We start from the raw sequence: 21,919 nt of genomic DNA on the forward strand, positions 1-21,919 counted from the left end.
ACCCGCTAACAGTGGGCAAGCGCGGCTTGATTAAAACGGCAGCACGCCAGTGGGTAGGTAAACATCCATTACCCGCGTCATGGTCAGATACAGCGCCAGCACCACCCCAAGCGATGTTGCCAGATTGACCCCATGGCGGCGGTAGCCGTAGTAAGCGGTTAGGCCAACGCACAGCAGCGTCGAAGCCAGCACAAAGCCCAGCGGCACGAGTAATAACGCATACGCTGCGATAGCGATGGCGGTGACAATCACCCGCGCCCAAGGCGTAAGCAACAACGGCCCCTGGGTTTCGGTTTGATCAATCTGATCGACACCCGCAATAGGACCAGGACGCTCAAAAAATAAGCACGCCGACAGCAATAGCAGGGAAACACCTAACACTTTTGGAAACAGATCAGAATCCACTGGGCGGGGCAGCGGAAAGTTTGGAATTTGCCAGGCCATTGCCAGATAGGCAGCCGCCACTAACGCCAACACAAGCGCTAGCCATTGGTTGGTATTGAATCGAGTCATGGGAAAGCTCTCCGAAGATGTCATTGCTAAATAGCAAGACCCTTGCGGTTTCAGACGGATGATCCCGGTGGCACGCTGCCACCGGGGGAGCCTTTGGGACGAGCGCTTACTGGCGCATTAGCCCCAGGTCGGTCAACACACTGCTGAACTGCTCTTGTTGCTCATCCAGGAAAGTAGCGAAGGCGTCACTATCCTGGTAGGCATCAATCCAGCCAAGCTGGTCGCTTGCTTCGCGCCATGCCTCAGTTTCGAGCATCTCGGCGAAGAGCGTCTCGTAATATTCAACCGCTTCGTCAGGCATTTCCGGCGCACCCATTACGCCACGCCAAATGTCGAAGGTGTAGTCAAAATCCTGTTCTTGGTAGGTAGGAACTTCGGCTAGACCGCCACCCAAACGTTCTTCAGAAGAAACGCCCAAGGCGCGCAGCTGGCTACCTTCGCCTAGCTGACCTACTGCTTCACCAGCACCGCCAATCACCGCCTCAATATGGCCGCCCATTAGGTTGGTCATAGCATCACCACCACCCGAGAAGGGGATGTAATTGACCGCGGAGGCTTCCATACCCGCTGCAGAAGCAAGGCCAGCCACCGAAATGTGGTCCATGGAACCCGGTGCGCTACCACCCCCCACGCTAAGACTAGGGTTCTCTTTCAGCGCCGTGAAAAGGTCATCCAGAGTTTGGTACTCAGAATCTGCCGCCACCAAAATGATTGAATAGTCGGTATTAATACGCGCTATCGGGGTGAAATCAGTGTGGTCGTAACGCGAGGCGCCTGCCAGGGGTACTAAAATCATCGGCGGACTGGTAGCAAAAAGTTTATGCGGATTGCCGCTGTCACGAGCTACTTGAGCCCAAGCTACTGCACCGCCGCCGCCAGGCACGTTAATGGCTGCAAAGCTTTCGTCGGCCAACGCTTCTTGTTGAATAACGCGGGACATGGTGCGCACAAGCGTATCCCAACCGCCACCGGGGTTGGCAGGGGCAACAAATTCGATCGAACGGCTAGGAGTCCACTCTTGGGCATTGGCAGACGTCGTCATGGCGAGGACAGCCATGGGTAAAGCAAGCACGGCAAAGCGCTTAAGAGGAAGCGTGTTCATGGGCGTTCTCCACAGGTGTTTGTTTTGTTACGAACGTATATTTGTGTGGTTACGCAATGAACGTTAAAAGACTGTCCTCTACTACAACAAGCTTATGATGATTAATAACAAAATGTGCTTTTTGTGCGTTTTGTTCATTTTGTTCACCGCCTGCTTATCACGGCACGTTTACAGTGATTCCAGCCAGGTTGAGGAAGACTCCAGCAGCCGATAACGCCGTTCGGGACGGCCAACATCCCCATAGCCAATTTCGGCGTTAACCGCCTGCTCAGCCACTAAGAACTCCAAGTAACGCCGCGCTGTTGAGCGACTTGCACCCATTGCCTGCGCTACCTGCATCGCCGTTTGGGAATCCTGTTCGGCTGCCAGAGAGTCCACCACACGACGCAGCGTTAAGCGATCTATGCCCTTAGGCAACGTCTGCGCTGCTAGCCGCTGAGGCTCGCCTGGCTGCAGCCGTGCGAGCACCTGGTCCAGCTCGTCTTGACTCATTTCAGCCCTATTCGCCAATGCCTCTCGCTCGCGACGAAAACGCGTCAGCATTTGCGTCATACGCGTCGCTTCAATCGGTTTAATCAAATAATCAAATACACCACCACGCAACGCTTCGCTGATAGTTTCCACCTCGCGGGCGGCGGTTACCATGACGATATCCACATGCACATAGTCGCGGCGAATCGCCCATAACAGTTCCAAACCTTCCACATCAGGCAAATACGCATCCAATAAAATCAGTTGGATAGCATCGGCATGCTCGGCCATCAGCGCTTTTGCTTCGCTGCCGTTGCGTGCCATCCCCACCACATAAAAACCGTCGCTCTGCTCAATAAAAACCTTATGAATATCGGCAATGCGAAAATCGTCTTCGACGACCAAAATACCGTATTGCGCCGTAGACATAGTTATTCCTCTTACTGGCATCGTTATTATGATTAGGACATCGCGGTGACTTGGTCACAAAGCGAGCGATCCAACACGGCAATAAAACACGCACCGCCTAATTCGCTCTCTTCCAGAGTCACCTCACCACCATATTGACGGCACAACCGCGCGACCAAGGCTAAACCAATACCACGATGCTTGCCGGTTTTGGTCGAAAATCCTTCTTGAAAAATTGATTGTGCATGCTCACCCGGGACGCCTGGGCCGTTATCTTCTACCTCAATCAACAACTGCTCACCCAAATCCGTGAAGAACAGCCGGACTTTAGGGGTATCACTGTTTGGGCCATTAAGTGCAGCATGGCAGGCATTATCCAGTAAATTGCCCACAACGCTCATCATGACCTCTTGCCCAGTGACCGTCAGCGGGCAGGAGAGCGAGCTCTGTTCATCAATTTCCAGCGCTACCCCCAGCTCTCTGGCTCGCGTCAATTTACCCAGCAGCGTACCGCTTAATACCGCGTCAGCCACGTGGCGCATTAAAAAGCTCATTTGCGCTTGGGCACGTTCGGTTTCGTGATGAATCAGCGCTAGCGCCTCGTCAACGCGGTTAAGCTGCAACAGGCCAGAAATGGTGTAAAGTTTGTTGGAAAACTCGTGGGCCTGAGCACGCAGGATATCGACATCACGGCTTGCCTGGGTAAGTGCATGGGAAAGATCAATAATTTCACGGCGACTGCGAAACGTAGCAACGGCACCTTCAATTTCGCCTTCGTGCAAAATGGGCACACGGTTAGCCACCACAGGATGGTCACCCAGCCACATTTCTTGGTCAAATTCCTGCTCGCCGTGCTTTAGCACCTCAATCAAGCGCGAGTTGGGCACTACCTCTCGAATTGGCTGACCCAGTAAGACCTGTTCATCGGGTAGCCCTAGAAATCGTCGCGCCTGCTGATTGACTAAGGTGATCTGGCCATCGCGGTTAACGGCTAGAATACCTTCATGGATGGATTGTAAAATCGCCTCTTTCTCCATGGCTAAGCGCGCTATTTCGTAGGGCTCTAAACCAAGTATGACCTTTTTAAGATGCTGCGATAGCCAATACGCCCCTGCAAAACCAAGCAAAATCATCAGCGCCACCAGCGCCCACCCTAAGCTGGTATAGCGGGCCACATCCATATCAACCCGCTCTAGCATGAAGCCCACTGAAACCACCCCAATGATATTGCCTTCTTCATCCCAGATAGGGGTTTTACCACGCATGGCAGTCCCTAGCGTTCCAGTAGCTTCCGATACGTATGACTGACCGTAAATTAGCGCCTGATCGTTATCCCCTCCCACCATGGGCTGACCAATACGCTCAGGCACTGGGTGCGAGTAGCGAATCGATTGGGCATTACCGACCACCACATAGCGGGCACCGGTTTCCTGGCGAACTCGCTCAGCAAGCGGCTGAATAATCAGCGAGGGGTTGGGTGTCGAGAAAGCATTAATAATGTGCGGCATCCCCGCAACGGTCTTGGCCACTGCCAATGCCCGTTCACCCATTTGCTGGGTAATAATCTCTGCTTTACGGTGATTCAGGTAGGTACCCTGAGCAAGCAGCATGCCAGCCAACAGCAGGCCGACCAGCAGCATAACTTGCAAGCGAAAACTGCGCTTATACCAGCGGCGTTTAGCGCGAGTACGGCGCCAGCGCTGTAATTCAGCCAACGTACGGGGGCGTGGGGCGGTCATAAAGGAACTCACTAGGCGCGACAGCGTCATTATGGCATGCAGCGCCAAGTGGCGTTAGCCGCTGTACTTTTTCGCCTGCTTACTTATTTAGCAGTCACTGAATTTATTTTTATCGATATACTCTCAACGTTTAAAGCGTGCATGACGAACTATCATCCTGCAACATCCTGCCTCTCACAATGACCAATACTCACGGAGGAGTTACGTGTTGAGTTTACTACGGCTTGTCTTGGCTAGCTTGTCGCTGTGGGCAACGTCCGCCACCGCTTATCCATTTTACGCTCCGCCACCGCCACAAGATGATACGCCTGTATTCAGTGGTGATGCCGAGCTTGGCTTTACCCATCTTTCAGGCAATACCAATAGCCAAACGCTAATTGGCAAAACGCGGCTGACGTGGCTAACGGGAGATTTCACCCATTCGTTGCGCGGTGAAGTTCGCAATGTAAGCAAAAATGGAGAAACCAGTGCAGAACAATATTTGGTGGCAGGCCGAGAGCGTTTTGACTTTAGTGGGCCTCACTACTTGTTTGGCTTTGCCCGCTGGGAAAAAGACCGTTTTGCTGGCTACGATCAGCAGCTTTCCGCCATTGGTGGTTATGGCCGCCAGTTGCTAACCGGTGAACGGCATTCGCTGTCGTTGGAAGCGGGGCCTGGGTACCGAAATGATCGGCTACGCGATGCCGATAATGAACGACTGGCCGTTGCATATACGGCTTTTGACTATCGATTTGGGTTTTCAGATTATGCTGATATTGCTCAGGAAATGTCGCTGGAATATACCCGCAAGAATACCACTGCACGTTCATTGACATCACTAACGGCTAGGCTTAACTCACGGCTTTCGTTGCGCCTTTCCCATGAAATCAAACATAACTCGCAGCCGCCTGAAGATGCCAGCGAACGCACCGACAACACCACCAGCGCCTCATTGCTCTACCACTGGTGACACGCCATTACTTCCTCAGCAAAAATCTAATTTATTATCAATAAAAATCAAATAGTTAGCATATTTTTTTAACTAATTAAGGCAATTACTCACCTGTTCACAATGGTGCATCACTAACGCTTTTCGCACCATTTCCATGCATTTTTCTTTTTATCATTAGACCTTGGTCTAAATTGACGCTATACTATGGCCAGTTTCCTGTCCTCGCGCCATTCATTGAATGGCGCTTTTTTTGTTTCAAAAATGCGCGTGGTGAGGCGTTTAGCCTGCTCACGCACGGTTTTGTTAAGCTCTTTGCTCCGCCTCCTTACTACCCATCAAAATAGGTGTTCTTAATGAACCAACCTGCCCACAATAGCGAGGGTCCTTCACGGTTTTCCCTTGGCGACCCCATCGTGCTGGTGCTCAGCATCGGCTTCATCGTTGCGTTTCTCGCGCTCTCCTTATACGACGTCGACCTAGTCGCAGACTCAATTAGTACGGGCTTTGCCTGGACGGCCCTAGTCCTTGGCAGCTACTTTCAACTACTACTTTTATTAACTTTTTTCATTGCTATTGGAGTGGCCATTTCGCCCGCGTCAAAGGCTAAAATCGGCAATCTCGACGCACCAGAAATGAGCACATTTAAGTGGCTTTCGATCATTCTTTGTACATTATTAGCAGGTGGTGGCGTATTTTTTGCCGCCGGAGAGCCGGTCTATCATTTTGTGGTAACGCCTCCCGCCTTTGATACTGAACCGGGCACTGCTGATGCTGTTTCAAGCGCCCTTGCCCAATCGTTCATGCACTGGGGCTTTTTAGCCTGGGCTGTACTGGGCTCGCTAACGGCGGTGGTGCTTGCTCATGCCCACTATGTAAAAGGCCAGCCTCTGCAGCCACGCACGCTGCTCTACCCCATATTTGGCGAGCGCCTCATGCGCGGCCCGCTTGGTGGCGTGGTAGATGCCTGCTGCGTGATTGCGTTGGTAGCCGGTACGGTCGGCCCCATCGGGTTTCTGGCCACCCAGGTCAGCTTTGGCTTACACGAACTGTTCGGCTTACCCGAAGGCTATCCAGGACAGCTAATTATTCTTGCGGTATTGGGTTGTATTTACGTGCTCTCCTCCATGAGTGGTGTACATAAAGGCATCCAGTTGCTCAGCCGTTTTAATGTGCTACTGGCCCTCGCTATCGGCGCGGTGATTATTGTATTTGGCCCTACGCTGTTTTTGGTTAACACCTATGTGTCTAGCATGGGCGCTTACGTGAGCGAGTTCTTCACCATGGCCACCATGACTGCGGATACCGCACCCGATTGGTGGATGCAGTGGTGGACAGTGTTTTTCTTTGCTTGGTTTATTGGCTATGCACCGCTGATGGCGATTTTCGTGGCGCGTATTTCACGCGGGCGTAGTATTCGCGAAATGATTCTTGCCGTGGCGATACTCGCCCCTATTGCGACTACCATATGGTTTACCCTGCTGGGCGGATCGGGCATTTATTATCAGCTCACGGGCGTAATTGATCTGACCGAGGCGCTGAATAACTTCCAGTTTGATGTAGCGACGCTCACCGTGGCCCAAGCCCTGCCCGGCGGCACATGGATGGCGCTGGCGATTCTATTACTAACCACCATTTTTGTCGCCACTACCGGCGATTCTATGAGCTACGCCATTGCCGTTGTGGGTGCCGGCCATGATGATCCTAACCCTTACGTGCGTGCCTTTTGGGGGATTGCCATGGCGCTAATGGCGGCGGTGCTGCTGTATATGGGGGCCGGTCAAATTGGCGCGTTGCAGCAGTTTATTGTAATTACGGCGATTCCTGTTTCACTCATCTTGCTACCATCACTGTGGAATGGCCCACAAGCGGCCTACGCCATGGCGCGTGAACAAGGCATTATCGAATAACCGTCGATAGCTCTTTTATCATAACCCTTCCAGCAGTCGTAGAAGCATCTGCGGCTGCTGGTTAGCCTGTGCCAAAATAGCGATACCGGCCTGTTGCAGAATTTGCGCGCGAATTAGGTTAGAGACTTCTTTGGCATAGTCAGCATCTTGAATGCGTGACTGAGCGGCAGACGTATTAATAATGTTGGTATTGAGTCCATCAATCACACTCTCGAAGCGATTTTGCACCGCGCCTAAATAACTCCGCTGGCGATCCACCTGTTTGATCGCGTCATCCATTGCCTTTAGCGGGCCGTCGGTTGCGCTGCCACCGTCTAACACGCTAAACCCTTCCAGCCCCAGTGCCTGTCTATTCATGGCTGCAAAGCGCACCGCAATGCTATCGCCATCGTTAGCACCCACCTGAATATTGACCGCCTTGGTACTATCAAAAAAACCAATGCCGTTGAAGTTGCTCTGCTCGGCAATACGATCAATCTCTTCTAAACGCTGATCAATTTCGTCTTGAATGGAAATAAGATCCTCGGAAGCGTTAGTACCATTAGCTGCTTGTACACTCAGTTCACGGATACGCTGTAAATTATCGTTGATTTGGTTGAGCGAGCCTTCCGCTGTTTGCACCATGGAAATACCATCATTGGTATTGCGAATGGCTTGGTTCATACCACGAATTTGCGCCCCCATGCGGTTGGCAATCGCCAGGCCAGCAGGGTCATCTTTGGCACTATTGATACGCAGCCCAGAAGAGAGACGCTCCATGGCAGTGAGCATGGCCTGCTGGCTGCCACGCAGATTGTTCTGCACGACAAGAGACATCAAATTCGTATTTAGGCTGAGCAACACGCGTCTCCGAAGAAGGCTAGCCTCGCCATGTCAACAGTGGCGGCTATAGACCTATTATCGGCAGCTAGACGAAAATCATGAATGTGCTCGTTGCTTTAGGCTGCGACCACTAGCAGCAAGAACGTCATCTACCGGACGACGCACATAGCTGTGTTGATAGTAACCGTCATCGATGACCTCCCCATCCCATGCCACGATATCTAAATCCATCGTTCTCGGCCCTGATTTGATGGGGCCACGCACCCGTCCCAGTCGGCTTTCTACCTCTTTTAAGTAAGCGCGAAAGGCATCGTGGTCCAGAGAAGTACGCACAAGTAGCGCCGAGTTCAGGAAGTCCGGCTGATGCTGGTAACCCACTGGCGCCGTGCGGATCGCCTCTGAACGTGCGATAAGCTCGCATTCACTGCTCAAGATGGACAACGCTTCATTAAAGTGGCGCTCTGGTTCAATGTTAGTGCCCAGAGAGATTAAGCATTCATGGTGGGCCGTATTGGTGGGCGTGTGTAACGGCATTCGTGGCATAGCTGCATCCTAATCTAGGGGGCATAGCGCAAAGCGCATAAGGCAATAACTGACTCTGAATCATTTAAGGTGACTGATAAGATTAGCTGGCCTGCTAATTTGTTCAAGCCCTGTACAAGTTATTGACAAACGCTACGCTCACGCAGAAAGTTCTACTTAACGCGCGATACGATGAACCATGACTCCACCTTGGGGAACTTTGAATGAGCACACCTGCAGCACTCGTTACTGGCGGCGCAACGCGCCTAGGCCGCTATTTCGCTGAAGCCCTTGCAGATAAAGGCTATGATATTGCCTTACACGTCAACAGCTCACGTGATGAAGCCGAAGTCGTTGCCAAGACGATTCGCGCCAAGGGTCAGCGCTGTGAAATAGTCCCATGCAATTTCTTGAGCGATTCGCCTCAAGCACTTATTACCACTGCCAAACAGCACTTCCCGAACCTTAGTGTGCTGCTTAATAGCGCCTCTGCCTATGAACCTTCGCCCATAGCAGAGACCGATATAGCCATGCTGGAAACCCAATTTAGGGTCAACATGTTTACGCCTTTGTTACTGACGCGGTACTTTTCAGAAGCCGTAGAAAATGGGCAAGTCATCAACATTATTGATAATAAAGTGGCTTATCACCAATACCCCTATGCGGCGTATTTACTGTCCAAAAAGAGTCTTGCCGAGATGACACGCATGGCGGCATTAGAATTTGCACCTCGTCTGCGTATTAACGGTATTGCCCCCGGCGTGGTGCTGCCCGCCTCTCAACGCACCAGCGACTATATTCAATGGCGTATTGAAGGTATTCCGGTTAAGCACCAGGGCAACCCAGCCCACCTTGTACAAGCCTTGCACTATTTATTAGACAATGATTTTGTTGCTGGACAAATTCTGTTTGTTGACGGCGGCGAATCAATCAACCTTGAAGGGCGTCATTCCGAAAATTATCTAGGTTGATAGCCACACGCCCAAAAAATTAGGGCTGCCCGCAGGCAGCCCTAGTATCAACGCTCTCATCGCGTCTTCAGTGATGACACGCCGTTACGACTTAAACATCGTCAACGTCATCATGATCAGGCTTCAGATGGTCAGGCTCACTGGTAGCCTGAGTTGACTGACCTGACTGTCCTGTTGACGGTTCGCTTCCCTCACGGATTGGCGATGTTTCTACCTTTTTCCGTTCAGCGGTGGAATCCAACACGCGCACATTAGCGGGTGGTGTTTTCCCCCCTTTCGTTTCACCGAAATAGAGCGTGGTATGCGGGAACGGTATCTCGATACCGGCCGCATCAAAACGCAGTTTCACTAAACGATTGTAGGCACGGCCTACTCCCCACTGATCGCCCGGCGTGGTTTTGATCACCACACGAATATTGACAGAACTATCAGCCAGTGCGGTAACGCCTGCAACGGTCAGATCGGCCAACAGCTTATGGCCATGCTCTTCGCTGGCTTGCAGATCTTCAAACGCCAGCTGCAGCTGCTCAATTGCTTCGTCAATGCTTTCGTTATAGCCAATACCGTATTCACCAACGTGATTACCGTACTCACGCATATAGTTAGACACAGTATCAACACTGGAGAACGGCACGATATGGTAAGTGCCCGACAGATCGCGAATACCCACTGAGCGAATACTGAGTCGCTCAGCGGTACCTGTGACACCGCCAACGGTCACTACATCGCCAGTATTCATGGCGTTTTCTACCTGAATGAAAACACCGGTAATAACGTCCTGCACTAGTTTTTGGGCACCAAAACCAATGGCAAGGCCTAGCACACCTGCACCGGCAATCAATGGCCCGATATTAATACCGATTTCCGATAGCACGATCATGCCGGTAATCGTCACCATGGCAATAGCCAAGGCATTACGGAACAAACTTAGCAGTGTTTTAGTACGCGCTGAGGGTTCGCCGTGGCCGGTTTCGGGGTTGAGTTTGTGCTCAATCAGGCTTGCTAACCCCAGCCAGATACCCAGCGAAACAATTAAGATAACCGCCACGCTGATCAATTTACCAACGAGGTTAGCGCCACGTTCTGAGGCGTACCAAGAGGCTAGGTCGAACGCTCCCCAGGCATCTAGCACCACCATAATAACGGCCACCACAATGACCGTACGCAGCACACGCAGCGCATTCGGTACATAACTATTTAAGCGCACTTCCAACAGGGGCAACTTGCGGCGCAGGTCATCGGATAGCTGAATACGACGGCCAATCGTTTGCGTAAGAAACGCCGAGACTAAAAGACCGATAACCACGGCAGCAAGTGTTTTCAAGGTGGCAAACAGGACAAACGGCAGTGCATCGCCAGGGCGTATCAGTGTCAGTACGAACACCATCAAGAAGTAGAACAGCGCAAACAAATGCCAAGTGCGAGCAAATAACTGTAGTGAGACCCGGCTAGCAGTTAATGTGGAGCGCCCAGCCATTAGGTTTAGGTTGTCACGCAGGCGCAACCGATTTTTAAGCACGACCACCACGGCATAAATGAACGCCAACAGCATGATAAAGGTGCCAACTGCTTGGCCGAGGGTGGCTGCGATATAGAAATTAACTAGCGGTACAACCACCATTAAACCATAACCAACCATGCCAATTAAGCGCGCCAACCAGCGGTTCCAGTAGGAGGCTTCTTGCGCTGAAATTGGTAGCAGCCGCAGCCCTTCATAGCGTGAAGAGAACAGCATACGCACACCGGCCTTCAGCAGCTCAATAACCAAGAAGGCATTGAGGAATAACGAAGCGCGGGTGGAAAGCTCACCGGTTTCACCCACCGCAAACGCTGCTACTAAGTTACCGCCAACGTAGGCGAAAGCTACTAGTAAAACGTCGACTACCGCGGCAATGGCAACACACAGCACTAACCGCAGCACAGGTGTTAAGCCACTGCCTTGCTGAGACCAACCACTTATCTTAGTAAATAATGATTTCGCCAAACGACGGAAAAGTATAAATATTGCGAAGGTCGCAACGATCACAATACCTAAGTTAATCGCAGCACTAACGAACGCGGCCATGTCGAACGTGCTAGTACCTTGACCAGTAAACAGGCCACCGATAACGGCCACTGCCTGCTCTATCTGCCCGCCAACATCACCGACCACGCGGCTGGTCAGCTCAGCAAGCTGGCGAGGCAGCGATACATCTTCAGGGGCAATATCGCTCCCCTGTGCAGCAGCTTGAGGTGACAGCTCGCTGGTCAACTCATTGGGCAACCCGGATGCTTGATTTCGCAACAGCTCAATCAGCTCTTGGCGCGCCTGATCATCCTCTAGCAGATCGGCCAGTGCCGAATAAGAGGGCTGTTCTTCTGCGTTAGTGGTGTCTTCGCTTCCTGCACTTAGCGTAGTTTGAGCCAACGCAGGCGTTGTCAGAAAGGCAAATAGCATCACTAACCAGACGCCTAGCCAGGGGAATAAACGTAATGGCGTCACACCTAAACCTCCCTTTGGGTGAGTCTTTTACTCAATATCATTACTAACTCGTCTTATGCGCATCATCGTTTTATGCACATCATTCGTTTATGCACATCATAGTGCACCCTATTCACATTGCACTCCACGTGGGTGCAAGAGTTGTATAAAGATAAACAGGGTAACATGAGAAAAAGAGCGTGGCTCGCCACTCGCTTTGTCAACACCAGCAACATTAATGTTACTTAAGCTTGCTTTTTTTAGACCTAACCACAAAGCGGCGCCAGCCATTGGTGGGCTAACGCCAACAGCAGCCCATAGCGTGCCCCCTTGGCGACCACAATCCAAAGTAACGCACGCCACCAGGGCAATCTAAAAACGCCTGCGAGCACAGTGAGGGGGTCACCAAGAACGGGTGCCCAGGAAAGCAGTAAGCTGACTTCGCCAAAACGTTTGTACCAATGCTCTGCCCGCGCTAAGCCAGCCGGCGACGCTGGGAACCAGCGGCGATGTTGAAACTGGCGAGCATAACGCCCCAGCGCCACATTGATCATACTGCCTAGTGTGTTACCAGCGGTGGCGACAAGCCAAAGTCCGAGCGCTGGCTCACCTAAGCACCGCAACCGAGCCAGCCACACTTCTGAGCCACCCGGTAGCAGGGTGGCGCTAGCCAGCGCCACCCAGAACAGGCTAAACATAATAAGAGCCGCCTTTATCAGTCATCACTGATGAGCAAAGCACTGCTTATTGGGGCAGTTGGCCACCTAGTTGTAAGGTGATTTCGTTAGCGATTGTGCGCACTAATGCACCCAGCGCTAGCAAGCGCTCTTCAGGAATGCGTGCCATGGGGCCAGACACGGAAATGGCCGCTAGCGGCGTACCATGTTCATCGTGAATACAGGCAGCAACGCAGTGTAAGCCCACCGCATGCTCCTCACGGTCACAGGCAAACCCCTGAGTGCGAATAGCCGCCATTTCGGCCAATAGTTCATCGGATTGATGCAGGGTATTTTCAGTCACCCGGGCAAGGTCATAACCTTTAAGCAGACGGGCACGCTCGTCTTCGCTCATCCAGGCCAGTAAGGCTTTACCCACCCCGGAGGCATGCAGCGGCGCCCGAGAGCCTAAACGAGTAATCATACGCATCATCTGCGGCGACTCATGCTGGGCAAGAAATACCGCCGTCGCACCATCCCGAATGCCCAAGTTTGCCGTTTCGCCCGTTTCTGCGGTTAAACGGCGCAAAAAAAGCCTGCTTTGGGTGACGACATCGCGTGCTTCTAAAAAGCTGTTACCAATACGGAAGGTTTTAACATCAATACGCCAAAGCCCCTGCTCACTCTCTTGAGTTACAAACCCCTGGCTCTGTAGCGCCTGCAACAAGCGGTGAGTGGTGGAGGGTGCCAAATCAGCCATTTCCGCTAACTCTGACAGGGCTAACCCTAATGGGCTGGCCGACAAATACTCTAACAGCGTGAGGCCTCGTACTAATGATTGGCTGTGCCCACCACTCGCCTTGGTGGCCCCTGCCGGACGTCCGACTGACCTGCGCTTAACATCACTCACCTTACTTTCTCCTGAAGGCGCCTCTCCTGAAGGCATAAAGTGAGTGAGGATAACGCGCCAGCGGGGCCGCTGTCGCGTTTACGGAAACAAATTCCACCAATGATAGCGCAGAGCTTATTAGCGATGACGCCACTGGGGTGGGCGCTTTTCGATAAAGGCATCGATTCCTTCGGCCACATCGTCTGCCAGCATATTGCACGCCATGGTTTCGCCAGCAAAAGCGTAGGCTTCCTCTAACGGCATGGCTAGCTGACGGGCGAACATCGCCTTCCCAGTGCGTACCGCCACTGCGCTTTTGGCACAAATACTCGCAGTAAGCGCTTCCACGGTACGATCAAGCTCGCCCTCTTCGGCAACGCGATTTATAAGTCCCCAGTCCGCGGCCTGGGAGGCACTGATAAACTCCCCAGTCAGGAGCATTTCCATGGCTCGCTTTCGCGATACATTGCGCGACAGCGCTACTGCAGGTGTCGAACAGAAAAGCCCCACATTAATCCCTGACACGGCAAATCGGGCACTGCTAGCCGCTACAGCCAAATCGCAGCTAGCGACGAGCTGGCAGCCAGCGGCTGTCGCAATGCCCTGAACTTTAGCAATCACAGGAACAGGCAAGTTAACAATGGCCTGCATCACCGCGCCGCAGCGAGCAAACAGCGCCTGGTAGTAGGCTTTTTCAGGGTTTGCACGCATCTGCTTTAAATCATGCCCTGCGCAAAATGCCTTGCCGTTCGCGGCCAACACCACGCAGCGCACCTGCTCATCCTGGGCAATGTCATCTAACGCACCTTGCAGCGTCGCCAACATCTCCTCAGAAAGTGCATTAAAGCGTTCAGGCTGGTTTAACGTCAGGGTCGTTACCCCTTGATAGTCAGTGCGTTGCAGCAGATCTGAAGACGCCAGTGGCGTATCTGAAGAGGCAGGCATAGAAAACTCCTAGACAGTCGAGTGTTGCTCAGTCTAGCGCGTACAAAAGCTAATGTTAGCGAGATACGACCAAAGAGGCCTCCTGAAAAGCAGGAGGCCTCGTGAGTTACGTGTTTGCGCGGCTGCCTTTGCGATGGTTATAGCCTAGAGGATGAGGTTCGCCACGGGCCTTAGCCAGTTCGATTTGGCGTTGACGCTCGCGGGCGGCAGCACGGGTTTTCTCGGGGAGGGTGTCGATGCAGTGAGGGCAGCTGATGCCCGGCTCGTAGGCCGACGACTGCATATCATCAAGCGAGATGGGCATACGGCAAGCATGGCACTGCTCATGCTCACCTTCGCTGAGGTCGTGGCGCACGGTGACCCGGTTATCAAACACGAAACACTCACCGCGCCATAGCGACTGCTCTTCCGGCACTTTTTCGAGGTAGTTCAGCACGCCACCTTTTAGGTGATAGACCTCTTCAAAGCCCTCTTTCAGCATAAAGCTGGAAGCCTTTTCACAGCGGATACCGCCGGTGCAGAACATGGCAACTTTCTTGTGCTGTTCCGGGTTGTAGTGCTCGCGCACGTACTCAGGAAACTCACGGAAGGTAGTCGTTTTCGGGTCAATTGCCCGCTCAAAGCTACCAATCGCCACCTCGTAATCGTTACGAGTGTCAATGACCAGCACCTCCGGGTCAGAGATCACGGCGTTCCAATCTTCCGGTTCAACGTAGGTACCCACGGTATCGTTGGGGTCAATATCTGGCACGCCCAGGGTGACGATCTCTTTCTTCAACTTCACCTTCGTGCGGTAGAACGGCGTTTCGTCGCAGTAGGACTCTTTGTGGTCGATATCGCTTAAGCGAGGATCGGCGGTCAGCCAGGCCAGCAGGGCGTCAATGCCATCGCGGGTGCCGGCTACGGTACCGTTTATGCCTTCTTTAGCCAGCAGCAGTGTGCCCTTAACATCGTTATCGACCATCACTTGACGCAGCGGCTCACGCAGCGCTTCGAAGTCGTTCAGCGTAACAAATTTATACAGCGCCGCGACCACAATGGGCGGCATTTGGGTGGTTTCCGTCATGGAATACTCCTGGTAGTCGCCCTCGCAAAGGGCGGACCGGGTAAATAAACGCGCATAGTTTAGCAAACAATTTAGGCAACGTGCTGCCCTGCTTGCTGATAGCTAGGGGCTTGATGGTCATTCATCGATTTATTCGATCTGACCGTCTAAAAAGCTTCACCCCACGCGCTAAGCAAGCGGGCGTATATTGAGACCATTCCTTTATAATATTTTCGGAGTACATCATGCACATCCGCCGTTCTGACGAACGCGGTTATGCCGACCATGGCTGGCTGCGTTCATACCATACTTTCTCGTTCGCCAATTATAGGGACCCTAACTATATGGGGTTCCGAGCGCTGCGGGTGATCAACGAAGACCGGGTAACGCCGGGTAACGGTTTTGGTGCCCATCCTCACCGGGATATGGAAATTATCTCCTATGTACTGGAAGGGGAAATGGAGCATCGCGACAATATGGGTAACGGCGAGGTTATGCGGCCAGGCGATGTACAGCGCATGTCCGCAGGTACTGGCGTGCTGCATAGCGAGTTTAACCACTCAAAAGAGAACGGCCTGCACTTCCTACAAATCTGGATTGAGCCTGCCAAGCGCGGCATTGCCCCTAGCTATGAGCAGAAAGCCTTTCCAGCCACTGAACGCCAAGGACAGTGGCGCCTAGTGGTTTCTCAACAGGGTCGCGAAGGGTCGGTAAGCGTTAACCAGGACGTTAACCTTTACGCGGGGTTGTTCGACGCGGGCGAACAAGTGGATGCCCCCGCTACGCGCTATGCGTGGCTGCATGTGGTGAAAGGAACGGTAGATATTAACGGTGAAACGCTAAGCACTGGTGACGCTGCTGCGTTTCAACCGGGTGAAACGTTCAGCGTGACCGGCAAGCAGCCCGCCGAAGTGCTGCTGTTTGACTTAGCTTAAGCCAGCCACTGAAGCGCAAAACGCCCTAAGTAAAACGGCCCCAAGAAGGGGCCGTTTTAGACGGTTACGCTGACAGCAGCATCTAGCTGTTATGCGCCGAGTACAGCACGCGAATTTTTAGCGTGTGATCTACTTGTTTCAACGCTTCTAGGGCTTGAGGGCCATAGGCCTTATCAACATCAATGACCACGTAGCCCACTTTATCGTTGGTTTGCAGGTACTGGCCTGAAATATTGATGCCATTTTCAGACAATACGCGGTTAATCTGCGATAGCACGCCGGGCACGTTGTCATGAATATGCAGCAAGCGATGCTTATCCGGGTGAGCAGGCAGCGCAACTTCTGGGAAGTTAACAGAAGTAACCGTGGTGCCGTTGTCTGAATAGGTGATGAGCTTTTCAGCCACTTCAATACCGATGTTCTCCTGTGCTTCCAGGGTAGAACCACCGATATGCGGTGTCAGAATCACATTTTCCAGGCCGCGCAGCGGGCTCTGGAACTCTTCATCATTGCCTTTCGGCTCTACTGGGAAAACATCAATCGCAGCGCCATTCAGCTTGCCTGCTTTAATCGCGTCTGCCAGTGGCTCAATCTCAACAACGCTACCACGGGCGGCATTAATCAAGATCGCGCCCTGCTTCATCGCCGCAATCTCTTTCTCGCCAATCATCCAGCGGGTGGACTGCAAGTCAGGCACATGCAAGCTGACCACGTCGGAGCGCTGTAGCAGCTGTTCAAGACTCGCTACCTGACTGGCATTACCCATGCCAAGCTTAGTGATCACATCATAGAAAATGACATTAAAGCCAAGCGATTCAGCCAATACTGAGAGCTGCGCGCCAATGCTACCGTAGCCTACGATCCCCAGGGTTTTGCCCCGCGCCTCGTGAGAGTTTTTCGCCGATTTCAGCCAGCCGCCTTGATGGGCGCGAACGTTCTTTTCGGGAATACCCCGCAGCAACATAATGGCTTCTGCCAGCACCAGCTCTGCAACCGAACGAGTATTCGAGTACGGCGCGTTAAATACCGCGATGCCACGCTTAAGGGCTGCCGTCAAATCAACCTGGTTTGTTCCGATACAGAAACAGCCAACGCCCACCAGCTTTTCTGCCGCTTCAAATACGCGCTCATTGAGCTGCGTACGTGAGCGAATGCCGATAAAGTGAACATCGCGAATCTTTTCGATCAGCGACGCCTCATCTAGCGAGGTCGGCAGGTGCTCGATGTTTTCGTAACCTGCGTTGTGAAAATTGTCCACCGCGCTTTGGTGGACGCCCTCGAGCAGCAGGATCTTGATCTTGCTCTTGTCCAGGGACGTTTTGGCCATGGCTGAATCAACCTCTATGGTCGGCGGCATGCGCCGTGTATCGGTTCACGGAAGGTCCATATAGTAGCACAGCCACGACCACTCTCGGCGTCTTGAGATGATGAAAAGTGTGCGTTTACAAGATGAACTAGCCGCAAGTAGAAGAATTGACCAAGGTTGAGGGCAGACGCCACCCCCTTAGCTCGGTGTATACTGGGCGTTTATTTTTTGATAACTCGGCTATAGCCACGTTCGCCGCCCTTAATCAGCATCAGGGCACCAGCAAAATAGTAGGCCTTACCCAATGAGCGATAACACTCTACCTGCGCAAGATTTCGCTGCAACGGTTTCACAACTTGAAACCATTGTGGAACGCCTTGAGTCCGGCGAACTCTCATTGGAGGACGCACTGACCGCCTTTGAACGGGGCGTGCGTCTCACTCGTGACGCTCAACAGCGTCTCGATAACGCCGAACTAAAAGTACGCGCATTAAGTGAAGACTGCGAGGGTAAGCTTGACGTTACCGCTTTTGCGGCAGGACCAGAGACGGACGACGCCACTGATCTTGGCAACGACAGCGAGGAAACGCCGCCATGGTAACGACTGCTAATGCTTCTCAACTGGCGGCGCTGCGCCACGCGAGTAACGCACGGGTTGACGCCACACTCTCAGCATTGTTTGACACCCACCCAGCCGTTGCGCCGCGCCTTGAAGCCGCAATGCGTCACGGCCTACTGGTAGGTGGCAAACGTTTGCGGCCACTGCTGGTTTACCTAGCTGGTAACGCACTAGGGGCGCGTGAAGATGCCTTGGACGCCCCCGCCGCTGCAATTGAGCTGATCCATGCGTACTCATTGATTCATGATGACCTACCCGCCATGGACGATGATGACCTGCGGCGCGGCCAGCCTACGGTGCATAAAGCCTTTGATGAGGCCACCGCGATTTTAGCGGGAGACGCGCTACAGGCACTGGCCTTTGAAGTGCTCGCCAGCCAACCCTATCCACGGCTTGGCAGCATGGTAACCACGCTGGCCGTGGCCTCAGGCCGGGCAGGGATGGTCGCAGGCCAAGCGCTAGACTTAGCCGCCGTAGGCGGCCACCCGGATGTGGACGCACTGGCCCATATGCATGCCCATAAGACCGGTGCGCTGATTGTGGCCGCAGTGCGTTTAGGCGGATTGGTGGCGGTGGATGAAAATGACCCGCGGCTTGCTGCGCTAATTCGCTACGGCCGCGCCATTGGTCTAGCCTTCCAGATTCATGATGATGTCCTGGACGTGACGGGAGATACCGTCACGCTGGGCAAAATCTCTGGTGCTGATGCTGCACGTGCCAAGCCGACTTACCCCAGCTTACTGGGACTTGCCGGCGCACAGCACAAAGCAACTACGCTGATTGAAGAGGCCATTGCCGCCCTCGCCCCGCTTGGCGAGCAAGCCGCACCGCTGGCCGACCTTGCCCACTATATGATCGAGCGCGACCACTGAACAATGTCCATGAAACAAGCAACGTCCATGAAAACATGCCTATGAAGCTGTTCGACGAGATTCCCCGCGAGCGCCCCGCGACACCGCTGCTCGACTCTTTTGACCACCCTGCTGCGCTGCGGGCCATGAATGCTAAGCAGCTTGCCCAGTTGGCTGATGAACTACGCGCCTATTTGCTCTATAGCGTGGGAGTGACTGGCGGTCATTTCGGTGCAGGCCTGGGCGTTGTGGAGCTCACCGTAGCGCTTCATCACGCCTTTCATACGCCCAAAGACCGCTTGGTATGGGATGTGGGCCACCAGGCTTACCCACATAAGATTTTGACCGGACGGCGTGACGCAATGCTTAGCATTCGCCAACATAGTGGCTTAGCAGCCTTTCCACGCCGCGCAGAATCCGAGTACGACACCTTTGGTGTCGGCCACTCTAGCACGTCGATTTCAGCGGCTCTGGGGATGGCGCTCGCCGCCCAGGCACAAAACGACCCGCGTCGCGTGTGTGCGATTATCGGAGACGGTGCACTCACCGCGGGCATGGCCTTTGAAGCGCTGGCCCACGCAGGCCACGTTAACGCCAATATGCTAGTGGTGCTGAACGACAACGAGATGTCGATTTCGGAAAACGTTGGCGGCATCGCCACCTATCTAGCCCGTGTGCTGTCTAGCAAGCCTTTCCTTAAAATGCGCGAAGAAGGCAAAAAAGTGCTTTCTCATCTGCCTGGCGCACTCGAACTTGCCAAGCGCACCGAAGAGCACATGAAGGGTATGGTGAGCCCTGCCACGCTGTTTGAAGAGATGGGCTTCAACTATATCGGCCCCATTGATGGCCACGACCTAGAAGCGTTGACTGAAACGCTGTGCAATCTGCGCGACCAAGATGGCCCACAGTTTCTGCATATCAAAACGGTCAAAGGCAAAGGCTTTCTGCCCGCCGAGGCCGACCAGATTGGCTATCACGCTATTACCAAACTGGAAAAGCCAAGCGCCACAGCCAATGCGCCACTGATGAAGCCAGCGGCTGCGCCGAAAGCGGCGGCTAAGAAAAAGTACTGCAACGTGTTCGGCGACTGGCTGTGCGATATGGCAGCCACCGATTCACGGCTGATGGGAATTACCCCCGCCATGGGAGAAGGCTCGGATTTAATTCGCTTCTCCCAGCAGTATCCTGAGCGCTATTTTGATGTCGCCATTGCTGAGCAACATGCCGTAACGCTTGCTGCAGGTATGGCTTGTGAAAATATGAAGCCTGTCGTGGCGATTTACTCAACGTTTTTACAGCGCGGCTACGACCAACTTATTCACGATGTAGCCGTCCAGAACCTTGACGTAACATTTGCGATTGACCGCGCTGGCCTTGTGGGTGAAGACGGGCCAACCCACCACGGCAGTATGGATTTATCGTTTTTACGCTGCATCCCCGGCATGGTGATTTTAGCCCCTGCGGATGAAGCAGAATGCCGTGCCATGCTGAGCGCTGCCTACCATCATCCTGGTCCTGCTGCAGTTCGCTACCCACGCGGCACAGGCCCCGGCGTAGCTATTCCTGACCACTTAGAGTCGCTGCCCATTGGCCAGGCACAGGTGCGCCGCGATGCGGGCAATGACGGTGTACGCATTGCCTTGCTGGCATTTGGTAGCGTCAACAGCGCTGCTGCAGAAGTCGCTGAAAAGCTCGACGCCACACATATCAATATGCGCTCTATCAAGCCACTGGATCGAGACACCGTGCTCCATGCCGCCGATGAACATGAGCTGCTGGTCACTCTAGAAGAGAATGTGATCGCCGGGGGGGCAGGTAGCGCCGTAAACGAGCTGCTGCACGCAGAAGGCGTACAAATCGAAGTGCTAAATTTAGGCCTGCCTGACACCTTTGTTGAACACGGCACCCCCACAGAGTTGCTACGCGACTGCGGCCTAGATGCCGACGGTATCGAGCGTGCCATTCGTGCCCGTCTTCCGTAACGTTTAACGCTTTGACAGTACTTTTAACTTTTTAACAGTTGAGAACACTATGCTATTTCTGATTATCGTGTTTGGCCTGATTGGCCTTGCTGTCGGAGGTCCCATTGGCCTGCTGATTGGCGGTGGATTGGGCTGGTGGTTAGCACGGCGGATTAGCCGCCGACTGAATGCAGCGCGCATGCAGATTCAAGAGGGTTTTTTAGAATCGATCTTCTCGGTAATGGGTTGCTTATGCCAAGCCGATGGCAAAGTCACTGATGGCGAGCTGGGCGTGGCTGAAAAGCTATTCGACCAAATGCACCTTCAAGGCGAACAGCGTGCCAGGGCACGGGCAGCCTTTGAGCGCGGGCGGGCCGATGATTTCAATCTTGAAGCAGAATTGGCCAGCGTCAATCGCCTAACCCAGCGCCAGCCGATTTTACGGCAGGTGTTTTTGCAGGTTCAGTTAACCGCCATCGCGGCTGACGGCGTGCTTCACCCTGCAGAGCACGAGATGATTCTACGTGTAGCCCGCGGGGTTGGTTGTAGCGACGCTGAAGTACAGCAAATCGAAGCCATGCTTCACGGTGCCGCCGCGAATTCGCAAGGTTCCAGTGAAGAGGCATTGAAAGACGCCTACCGTGTACTTGGGGTGAATGAAGACGCCAGCGACGCAGAAATCAAAAAAGCGTACCGTCGTCTGATGAGCCAAAATCACCCCGACAAATTGGCTGGCAAAGGGCTGCCTGAAAGCATGCGTGAAGTGGCACAGGCGCGCACCAGCGAAATTGGCAACGCTTACGAACGTATCCGTAGCGCCCGTGGCCAATAGACAGGTTTCTAAGCACTCGCTACAGTAAAACCC

General features: G+C 53.4%; 20 protein-coding genes. 8 read left to right on the forward strand and 12 right to left on the reverse strand.

The window, feature by feature from the left end:
- Window positions 1–30: 30 nt before the first annotated feature.
- From CR46_RS0106450 to CR46_RS0106465, 4 genes are all read right to left on the reverse strand, one after another.
- Entirely contained in the window at window positions 31–513 is a 483-nt protein-coding gene (locus tag CR46_RS0106450; protein ID WP_030071066.1) for a tripartite tricarboxylate transporter TctB family protein, read from the reverse strand.
- 106 nt (window positions 514–619) lie between these two features.
- Window positions 620–1,615, reverse strand: a complete 996-nt coding sequence (locus CR46_RS0106455; RefSeq protein ID WP_030071067.1) for a Bug family tripartite tricarboxylate transporter substrate binding protein — start codon at window positions 1,613–1,615, stop codon at window positions 620–622.
- Between the two features lie 168 nt (window positions 1,616–1,783).
- Window positions 1,784–2,515 (reverse strand): response regulator, encoded by a 732-nt coding sequence (locus tag CR46_RS0106460; protein WP_030071069.1) that lies wholly within the window; start codon window positions 2,513–2,515, stop codon window positions 1,784–1,786.
- Between the two features lie 32 nt (window positions 2,516–2,547).
- On the reverse strand, window positions 2,548–4,233 hold the full coding sequence (locus tag CR46_RS0106465) for an ATP-binding protein (RefSeq protein ID WP_030071071.1): 1,686 nt from the start codon (window positions 4,231–4,233) through the stop codon (window positions 2,548–2,550).
- A gap of 208 nt (window positions 4,234–4,441) precedes the next feature.
- Here CR46_RS0106465 and CR46_RS0106475 point away from each other — a divergent pair, with 208 nt between their 5' ends.
- Together CR46_RS0106475 and CR46_RS0106480 are read left to right on the forward strand one after the other, a co-directional pair.
- Window positions 4,442–5,182: a DUF481 domain-containing protein gene (locus tag CR46_RS0106475; protein WP_084180392.1), complete on the forward strand. Its 741-nt coding sequence runs from the start codon at window positions 4,442–4,444 to the stop codon at window positions 5,180–5,182.
- 335 nt (window positions 5,183–5,517) lie between these two features.
- Window positions 5,518–7,071 (forward strand): BCCT family transporter, encoded by a 1,554-nt coding sequence (locus CR46_RS0106480; RefSeq protein ID WP_030071075.1) that lies wholly within the window; start codon window positions 5,518–5,520, stop codon window positions 7,069–7,071.
- An 18-nt stretch (window positions 7,072–7,089) separates the two neighbouring features.
- Here CR46_RS0106480 and CR46_RS0106485 read toward each other — a convergent pair whose 3' ends face one another.
- Together CR46_RS0106485 and folK are read right to left on the reverse strand one after the other, a co-directional pair.
- The gene (locus CR46_RS0106485; protein WP_030071077.1) at window positions 7,090–7,911 is read right to left on the reverse strand and encodes a flagellin N-terminal helical domain-containing protein; all 822 of its coding nucleotides are present in this window, start codon (window positions 7,909–7,911) and stop codon (window positions 7,090–7,092) included.
- A gap of 78 nt (window positions 7,912–7,989) precedes the next feature.
- On the reverse strand, window positions 7,990–8,436 hold the full coding sequence (gene folK / locus CR46_RS0106490) for a 2-amino-4-hydroxy-6-hydroxymethyldihydropteridine diphosphokinase (protein WP_030071079.1): 447 nt from the start codon (window positions 8,434–8,436) through the stop codon (window positions 7,990–7,992).
- 203 nt (window positions 8,437–8,639) lie between these two features.
- Between folK and CR46_RS0106495 the strand changes: the two genes are divergently transcribed.
- Window positions 8,640–9,386: an SDR family oxidoreductase gene (locus CR46_RS0106495; protein WP_030071081.1), complete on the forward strand. Its 747-nt coding sequence runs from the start codon at window positions 8,640–8,642 to the stop codon at window positions 9,384–9,386.
- A gap of 91 nt (window positions 9,387–9,477) precedes the next feature.
- Here CR46_RS0106495 and ybiO read toward each other — a convergent pair whose 3' ends face one another.
- From ybiO to trhO, 5 genes are all read right to left on the reverse strand, one after another.
- On the reverse strand, window positions 9,478–11,868 hold the full coding sequence (gene ybiO / locus CR46_RS0106500; RefSeq protein WP_030071082.1) for a mechanosensitive channel protein: 2,391 nt from the start codon (window positions 11,866–11,868) through the stop codon (window positions 9,478–9,480).
- A gap of 245 nt (window positions 11,869–12,113) precedes the next feature.
- Window positions 12,114–12,545, reverse strand: a complete 432-nt coding sequence (locus CR46_RS0106505; protein ID WP_030071085.1) for a YqaA family protein — start codon at window positions 12,543–12,545, stop codon at window positions 12,114–12,116.
- Between the two features lie 46 nt (window positions 12,546–12,591).
- A complete protein-coding gene (locus CR46_RS0106510; protein ID WP_030071087.1) occupies window positions 12,592–13,413 on the reverse strand; it encodes an IclR family transcriptional regulator in 822 nt (273 codons plus the stop codon).
- 117 nt (window positions 13,414–13,530) lie between these two features.
- Entirely contained in the window at window positions 13,531–14,337 is an 807-nt protein-coding gene (locus CR46_RS0106515) for an enoyl-CoA hydratase (RefSeq protein ID WP_030071089.1), read from the reverse strand.
- Between the two features lie 106 nt (window positions 14,338–14,443).
- Complete coding sequence (trhO, locus tag CR46_RS0106520; RefSeq protein ID WP_030071091.1) at window positions 14,444–15,403, reverse strand: oxygen-dependent tRNA uridine(34) hydroxylase TrhO; 960 nt, start codon at window positions 15,401–15,403, stop codon at window positions 14,444–14,446.
- Between the two features lie 224 nt (window positions 15,404–15,627).
- Between trhO and CR46_RS0106525 the strand changes: the two genes are divergently transcribed.
- A complete protein-coding gene (locus tag CR46_RS0106525; protein ID WP_030071093.1) occupies window positions 15,628–16,317 on the forward strand; it encodes a pirin family protein in 690 nt (229 codons plus the stop codon).
- A gap of 82 nt (window positions 16,318–16,399) precedes the next feature.
- Here CR46_RS0106525 and serA read toward each other — a convergent pair whose 3' ends face one another.
- Window positions 16,400–17,644 (reverse strand): phosphoglycerate dehydrogenase, encoded by a 1,245-nt coding sequence (gene serA, locus CR46_RS0106530; RefSeq protein ID WP_030071094.1) that lies wholly within the window; start codon window positions 17,642–17,644, stop codon window positions 16,400–16,402.
- A 283-nt stretch (window positions 17,645–17,927) separates the two neighbouring features.
- Here serA and CR46_RS0106535 point away from each other — a divergent pair, with 283 nt between their 5' ends.
- Genes CR46_RS0106535 through djlA form a run of 4 tightly spaced genes read left to right on the forward strand, consistent with a single transcriptional unit; the run spans window position 17,928 to window position 21,886 of the window.
- On the forward strand, window positions 17,928–18,224 hold the full coding sequence (locus CR46_RS0106535) for an exodeoxyribonuclease VII small subunit (protein WP_030071096.1): 297 nt from the start codon (window positions 17,928–17,930) through the stop codon (window positions 18,222–18,224).
- The gene (ispA, locus tag CR46_RS0106540) at window positions 18,218–19,114 is read left to right on the forward strand and encodes a (2E,6E)-farnesyl diphosphate synthase (RefSeq protein ID WP_030071098.1); all 897 of its coding nucleotides are present in this window, start codon (window positions 18,218–18,220) and stop codon (window positions 19,112–19,114) included. Before CR46_RS0106535 ends, ispA begins: the two co-directional genes overlap by 7 nt.
- A gap of 35 nt (window positions 19,115–19,149) precedes the next feature.
- The gene (gene dxs, locus CR46_RS0106545; protein ID WP_035536360.1) at window positions 19,150–21,075 is read left to right on the forward strand and encodes a 1-deoxy-D-xylulose-5-phosphate synthase; all 1,926 of its coding nucleotides are present in this window, start codon (window positions 19,150–19,152) and stop codon (window positions 21,073–21,075) included.
- A 49-nt stretch (window positions 21,076–21,124) separates the two neighbouring features.
- Window positions 21,125–21,886, forward strand: coding sequence for a co-chaperone DjlA (gene djlA / locus CR46_RS0106550; RefSeq protein WP_030071103.1), 762 nt, complete (start codon window positions 21,125–21,127; stop codon window positions 21,884–21,886).
- The last annotated feature ends 33 nt before the right edge of the window (window positions 21,887–21,919 follow it).

It is taken from the genome of Vreelandella neptunia (assembly GCF_000712975.1).
Taxonomy (GTDB): domain Bacteria; phylum Pseudomonadota; class Gammaproteobacteria; order Pseudomonadales; family Halomonadaceae; genus Vreelandella; species Vreelandella qaidamensis.